At 30.3% G+C, this 6,848-nt stretch carries 6 protein-coding genes; all 6 read left to right on the forward strand.

The window, feature by feature from the left end:
• Positions 1–492 precede the first annotated feature (492 nt).
• The 6 genes from Q0V09_RS05825 to Q0V09_RS05850 all read left to right on the forward strand — a co-directional run bounded on the left by Q0V09_RS05825 (position 493) and on the right by Q0V09_RS05850 (position 6,822).
• On the forward strand, positions 493–1,803 hold the full coding sequence (locus Q0V09_RS05825) for a DNA modification methylase (protein ID WP_297487633.1): 1,311 nt from the start codon (positions 493–495) through the stop codon (positions 1,801–1,803).
• Between the two features lie 4 nt (positions 1,804–1,807).
• Positions 1,808–2,488: a helix-turn-helix domain-containing protein gene (locus tag Q0V09_RS05830; RefSeq protein WP_297487635.1), complete on the forward strand. Its 681-nt coding sequence runs from the start codon at positions 1,808–1,810 to the stop codon at positions 2,486–2,488.
• 190 nt (positions 2,489–2,678) lie between these two features.
• The gene (locus Q0V09_RS05835; protein WP_297487636.1) at positions 2,679–3,332 is read left to right on the forward strand and encodes a hypothetical protein; all 654 of its coding nucleotides are present in this window, start codon (positions 2,679–2,681) and stop codon (positions 3,330–3,332) included.
• Positions 3,292–5,061 (forward strand): terminase gpA endonuclease subunit, encoded by a 1,770-nt coding sequence (locus tag Q0V09_RS05840; protein WP_297487638.1) that lies wholly within the window; start codon positions 3,292–3,294, stop codon positions 5,059–5,061. The genes Q0V09_RS05835 and Q0V09_RS05840 overlap by 41 nt, the downstream gene beginning before the upstream one ends.
• Before the next feature lie 12 nt (positions 5,062–5,073).
• Positions 5,074–5,304, forward strand: coding sequence for a hypothetical protein (locus Q0V09_RS05845; RefSeq protein ID WP_297407413.1), 231 nt, complete (start codon positions 5,074–5,076; stop codon positions 5,302–5,304).
• A gap of 12 nt (positions 5,305–5,316) precedes the next feature.
• Positions 5,317–6,822: a phage portal protein gene (locus Q0V09_RS05850; protein ID WP_297407412.1), complete on the forward strand. Its 1,506-nt coding sequence runs from the start codon at positions 5,317–5,319 to the stop codon at positions 6,820–6,822.
• Positions 6,823–6,848 lie beyond the last annotated feature (26 nt).

Genomic DNA, 6,848 nt, shown 5'->3' on the forward strand with positions numbered 1-6,848 from the left:
CTCTTTCCCTACACGACGCTCTTCCGATCTTGAAAAAATAATATGTAATATAATAAAAAATTTAGATTTAAATAAAAGTAAAAGAATGAAATTTTATTATCAACAAATGGTAAAAGAAACATTGAGTAGATCAGGAGGAACTTGGAGAACATTCCAGGGAAACTTTGAAAGAATAGAAGATATAATTTTTAAGATGTGTGGAAAAAATATAACAATAAAATTAAATGAAAATGGAGTAGAAATCTCCTAAATTTATAATGAAACCAGTCAATTTAGACTGGTTTTTGTATTTTTAGGAGATATAAAATTGAACATATCAAAAGTGCAATTTTTTTTGCACTTTTGATAGGGGTAATTTTAATAAGAATATAGATTTAAAAAGGGTTTATCTAGGGAAAAGACGACTAAAGTAATAGTGGGGTTTAGTAATACTAAAAGTGGATTTATAATTAAAGATTACGAAGCCGAAAAGAGACGAAGTAAGGAGGGTAAATGGAAGAGATAAAAGTAGAATGGTTAAAGATATCAGCAACTAGTCCTATTGTAAACACAACAGAGCAAATAGAACTGTATAAAAACTTAATTAAAGAAGCTAGTAGAACAGCTCCAATAGTTATAGATTCAAACAATGAAATTATAATAGGAGAAGCTAAATATTTAGCTTATGAAGAACTAGGAATAGAAGTAATTGAAGTTGTTAGAATTGAAAATATAACAGAGAATCAAATTAAACTATTAAGAATAGCTGAAACAAAAGCAATTCAATTGGGAGAATGGGATCATGAAAAACTATTTAAAGAGCTTGAAAGCATTGGAGATTTAGCAGATATTAGTGGTTTTGATTTTGAATCAGTGAAAGATATAGTTGAATCACTTGGAGATTCAATAGAAGAAGTTAAAGAAATAGATGCTCCAGAACTAGAAGAAGAACCATATACAAAGCCAGGAGATTTATTTATATTAGGAAATCATAGATTATTATGTGGAGATTCTACAAAAGAAGAGGATGTTAAAAGGCTTATGCAGGGCGAGATTGCAGATTTGATGATAACAGATCCTCCATACAATGTAAATTACCAAGGATCAAATGGATTAAAAATAAAAAATGATAATATGGATAGAATTAATTTTTATAAGTTTTTATTAGATTTTTATAAAAATGCCTTAAATCATATGAAAGAAGGAGCATCTTATTATATATTTCATGCAGATTTAGAAGCAGTATCTTTTAGAAAAGCTTTAGAAGAAAGTGGTTTTAAGTTATCTCAAATATTAGTATGGATTAAGAATAGCTTTTCTTTATCAAGACAAGATTATAATTGGAAACATGAACCTATTATTTATGGATGGAAGCCTGGAGCCAGTCACTTTTTTATAAAAGATTATACTCAAGATACAGAAATTCAAAGTGAAGAAAAGTTAAAAAAAATGTCTAAAAATGAATTAATTAATTTGATCTTAGAAATTAAAAAAAATATAGAAGAATCAAGCACAATTATAAGAGAAGACAGACCATCCAGAAATGATGTTCATCCTACAATGAAACCAATTAAGTTATTAGCTAGATTAATGGTTAATAGCTCAAAGAAAAAACAAATAGTAATAGATTTATTTGGTGGTAGTGGAAGCACATTAATAACAGCAGAACAAGTAGATAGAGTGGCTAGATTAATGGAGTATGATCCTAGATATGTTGATGTAATAGTAAAAAGATATATGAAAATGAATAAAACAGATATCAAGCTCATAAGAGATGGAGAAGAGATAAGCTATGAAACAATAAAAGATTTTTTAGGTGATTAAAGATATGAAGATTGAAAAGCTATCTGAAGAACAATTTAATACTTTAGCTCTCTATGAAGGATTACTTTTAAAAAGAATTGGAAAAACTAAAAAAGAAAAGTATGAACTAATCTCCAAAGAGCTAAAGATAAAAGTTGAAACAATTAAAACATGGATAACTAGGTATTACAAAAGTTATATGTCTTACCGAGAAGAGATTATTGAAAAAGATTCAAAAAGACTCAATTTAGAGGGGTTGACAGAATTAGAAGCAAGATATGTAAGAGCTAGACTGTCAGGATTTGGGAAAGAAGAAGCAAAATCTTATGCAGGATATAGTGAAACAACAAAGGCTGCAGATATAGAAAAACAATCAAAGATATCAAAGACATTAGAAGAGATTAGAAGTGAATTTATAAATGATGAAAAGTTTGGAGTAGAAGTAACAGTTAAAGCAATAGATGATATTCAAAGAAGAGCTAAGAAATATGAGAGAGAAGTTGTTGATAAGACAGTTATCCCAATGAGTGATGGAAAGACTGTAAGTAGAACCATAACTAATACAAATGCTTTTATGGCAGAGTTAGGAGCAATTAAATTAAAAGCTTCAATACTTGGATATGATGCAAGAACATCAACAGTAAGACAAGAGAAAGTAGGAAGTACAGGGAAGCAAAGAGTGAAGATAGAACCAAGGAGGAAGTAGGATGAAGAAAGAACCAGTAAAGAAGCCAGTGAATCCTAAAGATCCAAGCAAGTATCAAGGGTAAATACAAAAAAGGTACTGTGAGAGGGGGTAGGGAGAGCTTGTGGGGCGCGATGAGCCACAAAACTTTCAAAAAAATTTTTAAAACTTTCACTTCCTTCCATTTGCCAGGCAACAAATGAGGTGAAAAATGAGTACAGATTATTATATAGATGAGGAAGGACTAGCTGAAATTACAGGACTTAGTCCTAGATCCATAAGAAGTAAATTTAAACAATATAGAACAGATGGAAAAGAATATGATTATCTAGCAATTGCAGAAGATGCAGTTAAAGAAAAATATTCAAATAAAGTAAAAGACATATTTGTAGATGTTGAATCTTTAGCAATTATTTTAGGAGTAACAGAGAAGACAATACAGTCATATAAAAATAAAAAAATTATATTAGCAGAAGCAAATGGAACTTTTAATCTACTGGCTAACTTGGAAAGATACAATAAAGAAACAAGTGAGCATAATAAGATTCTAAAAGTAAAAAGAGAAAGAGAAGAAGTTAAAAAGCAAAGAGAACTATTAGCACTTGATATTGATGAAGGTAAATATATTCCAGTAGAGCTTTATGGAATGCTTTTAAAAGATACTGTAGTTTCTTTTAGACAAGACCTCCTAAGAACAGCAACATATTTAAATATAAATTTAAAAAATATACCACAGTCTAAATGGAAAGCATATTTACAAAAGACACTAAATGATACTCTAGAAAATTTAGAGAAATTATCAAAAGAAGTGGAGGATAAAATAATTGAAAAGATTGAAAATGAAAATAGAATGGGAGAAAAATAAAAAAATAGTATCTCTTTTAAAAATTTTTAATAAAAAAAATGTGAGATTAAATATTCAAAAGTCTTTAGCAATGGGAGTTGTTCTTTGGTCAAATACCTATAGATATTTATCAAGAGAAGGTTCCGCAGAGGTAGGGAAGTTTAACATTGATAGAACTCCATATTTGAGAGAACCATTGGAAAAATTTACTCAAGAAGGAGTAAGAGGAATAGCTTTAATGTTGGCTTCTCAACTTGGGAAATCAGAAACACTAAATAATATAGTTGGATGGATAATTCATATAAATCAGTGTCCAACTATGATAGTACAACCAACAGAAACACTAGCTGAAGAGTATTCAAAAGAAAGAATAGCACCAATGCTAAGAGATACTCCAGTACTTTCAGAAATTATGAAAGAGTCAAATAATGATGCTGTAAAGTATAAAACATTTCCAGGAGGATATCTATCTTTTAGAGGAACAGGAGCAGCTAATAAATTAGCAAGTAAACCAATAGGAATCGCACTTTGTGATGAGATAGATAGATTTCAAGTTACAAGAGAAGGAGATCCATTAACTTTAGTAAGGCGTAGACTTGAAACATTTAAAGAAGATGCAAGACTCTTTTTATCAGGAACACCAACAATAAAAGGACTTTCACCAATTGAATCAGAGTATTTAAATTCAACTCAAGGAGAATGGCATATACCTTGTCCAGAGTGTGGAGAATATGTAACTTTTTCATGGGATAGAATGAAATTTACTGAAGATTTAAAAGAAGAACCAAGAATGAGTTGTCCAATATGTGAAACTGAAAATATAGAAGATGTATGGAAAGCTAATAGACAACTTGATGGAAAATGGATTCATAAAGATTTAGAAAAAGATATGTATGGATATAAGCTTTCAGCTCTTGCAAGTCCTTGGATGACTTGGAAGAAAATAGTACAAGAATATTTAGAAAGAAAAGATGATTTAGAGAAATTAAAAGCCTTTCACAATACTGTCCTAGGAGAAACTTGGGATGAGGAAGTAAGACAAGAAATAGGATATGAAATGTTACATGACAGAAGAGAAGAATATGATGAGCTACCAGAGGAGGTTAAAGTAATAATTTTAGCCATAGATGTACAGGGTAGTTGGTTTCAAATGGAGTATGTTGGATATGGTGAAGGTCATGAAAGTTGGGGTCTTGGAGTAAAAAGATTATATTTAGATTTAAGTGAAGTATCAAATTGGGAAATATTAGATGAATATATTGAAAAACAATTTACAAATAGTGAAACAGGAAGAATTTTAGATGTCCAGGCAACAGTAATAGATACTGGAGGACTATTCACAGATCAAGCATATGACTTTATCAGTCCAAGACAAAGACAAGCAGTCTACGGAATAAAAGGAATGAGAGGGATTGGAACTCCAGGATTTAATGGAAGTAAACCAACTAAATGTGGAAGAATTGATTTGATATCTTTAGGAGTAAGTACTTTAAAAGGAACAGTATATTCAAGGCTTTCAATTAATTCTAAAAGAGCAGGATATTGTCATTTTCCATTAGATGCAAAAAGAGGGTATGATCTTGAGTATTTTAAATCTCTAACAGCAGAAGTTAAAAAAATAAATAAAAGTGGAAATGTAGTATGGGAAAAAACAAGAGAAAGAAATGAAGGATTAGACTTAAGAGCATATATTGAAGGAATCCTTTTAGCAATAGGAATTGGTACTGAAGAACTAAAAAGAATGAAATAAGGATGTGATAGTTTGAGTGGAGAGTTGACATATGGAAGAGCTCTTGAAAGATTAAATGATTATTTAGCTGCAGAGGAAGGGATAACTTTAGCACAAGAATATACATTAGCAAATGGGCAAAAATTAACAAAAGCAAATCTTAGTCAAATTCAATCGGGAATAAAGTATTGGCGTGAAATTTGTTCTGAGCTTAAAAGCGAAGAATCAGGTGGAATTGGATTTTATCAAGCAGTAGTAAAGTAACTAGGAGAAATAATGGGAAAAAATAGAAAGAGGAATAAAAATCAAAATAGAGCAGATCCCATGAATTATTCACATTCAGGAGGTAGTTCTATAAATACAGCTTTAGCTGATTTATTTAGTGGAATAAATACTCCAGAGGAAGATATAGAAGAAAATAAAGAAGTCTTAATGGGTAGATCAAGACAACTAGCAATGGGAAATGCTCTTGCTATATCAGCATTAAAAAAAATTAGAACTAATGTTATTGGATCAGGACTTAAATTAAAAGCTAGTATTCCTGCAGATATACTTGGAATAAATGAAGAAGAAGCTGAAAAAATAGAAAGAAAACTAGAAACATTATGGGAGTATTGGGCGGAAAGTACAGAATGTGATTATGAAGGACAGATGAATTTTTATCAAATTCAATCTTTAGCAATACTTACAAAATTAAGAGATGGAGAGTGCTTTGTAGGGTTGCCTTTTAGAAAAAATTTAAATGATGTCTTTGAATTAAAATTAAGGGTACTTGATTCAGCTCTTTGTGTAAATCCTTCAGGTTCTTCAGAGAAAGTGATAAATGGAGTAGAAAGTGATAGTCAAGGCGTACCAATAGCATATCATTTTAGAAAAAATTATAAATCAATGGATACTGTAAGAATAAGTAAATATGGATCTTTAACAGGAAGACAAAATATTTTAGTTTTAATGGAGAGGGAGAGAGCAGGACAAAAAAGAGGAGTTCCTCTTTTATCTCCAGTAATGGAAGAACTTCACCAAGTAACTAAAGTTAGAAGAGCAGAACTTAAAAACATTTTAGTATCAACAATTTTCTCAGTATTTGTAACTAGTCCAGATAGTAAAAGTACTTTGAAATTGAAAAAAGATTTTAATAGTTTAATAGATGAAAAAAATGAAGTAGTTAAATTAGGTTCTGGAACAATAAGTGTTTTACCACCAGGAGTAAAGATAGAACAAGCTAATCCAAATAGACAATGTGCTTCTTTAGACAGCTTTATAACTTCAATAGCTAAGAACATAGGGGCATGTCTTGAAATTCCTTATGAGGTATTAATGAGTTCTTTTAATTCTAGTTATTCAGCTTCAAGAGCAGCATTAAATGAAGCTTGGAGAACATATATGTTACATAGAGAGTGGCATATAGCAGAATTTTGTAAACCAGTATATGCTGAATTTTTAGATTATATAGTGGATAGTGGAATTATTGAGTTACCTGGATATAAAGAAAATTTATTAATTAAAAGAGCATATCAAGGAAGTGAGTGGTTTGGAAGTAGTGTTGGACAAATAGATCCATCTAAAGAAGCTAAAGCTGCTGAAATTAGACTTAGATGTGGATTAACATCACTTACAAGAGAAACTAAATTACTGACAGGTGCAGATTATGAAACAGTATTAAAGCAAAGAAGGAAAGAAGCACAAAATGAACTTGAACTAAATGAATTAAAAAGAAAAGCTAGAGAAGTAAAAGGCGGTGGAGAAAATGTCATGGTGGAGAGCGGTAAAGAAAAAAAATAATGTTGCTGAAATTTTAATTTTCGGAG

The organism is uncultured Cetobacterium sp. (assembly GCF_947039425.1).
Lineage (GTDB): Bacteria > Fusobacteriota > Fusobacteriia > Fusobacteriales > Fusobacteriaceae > Cetobacterium_A.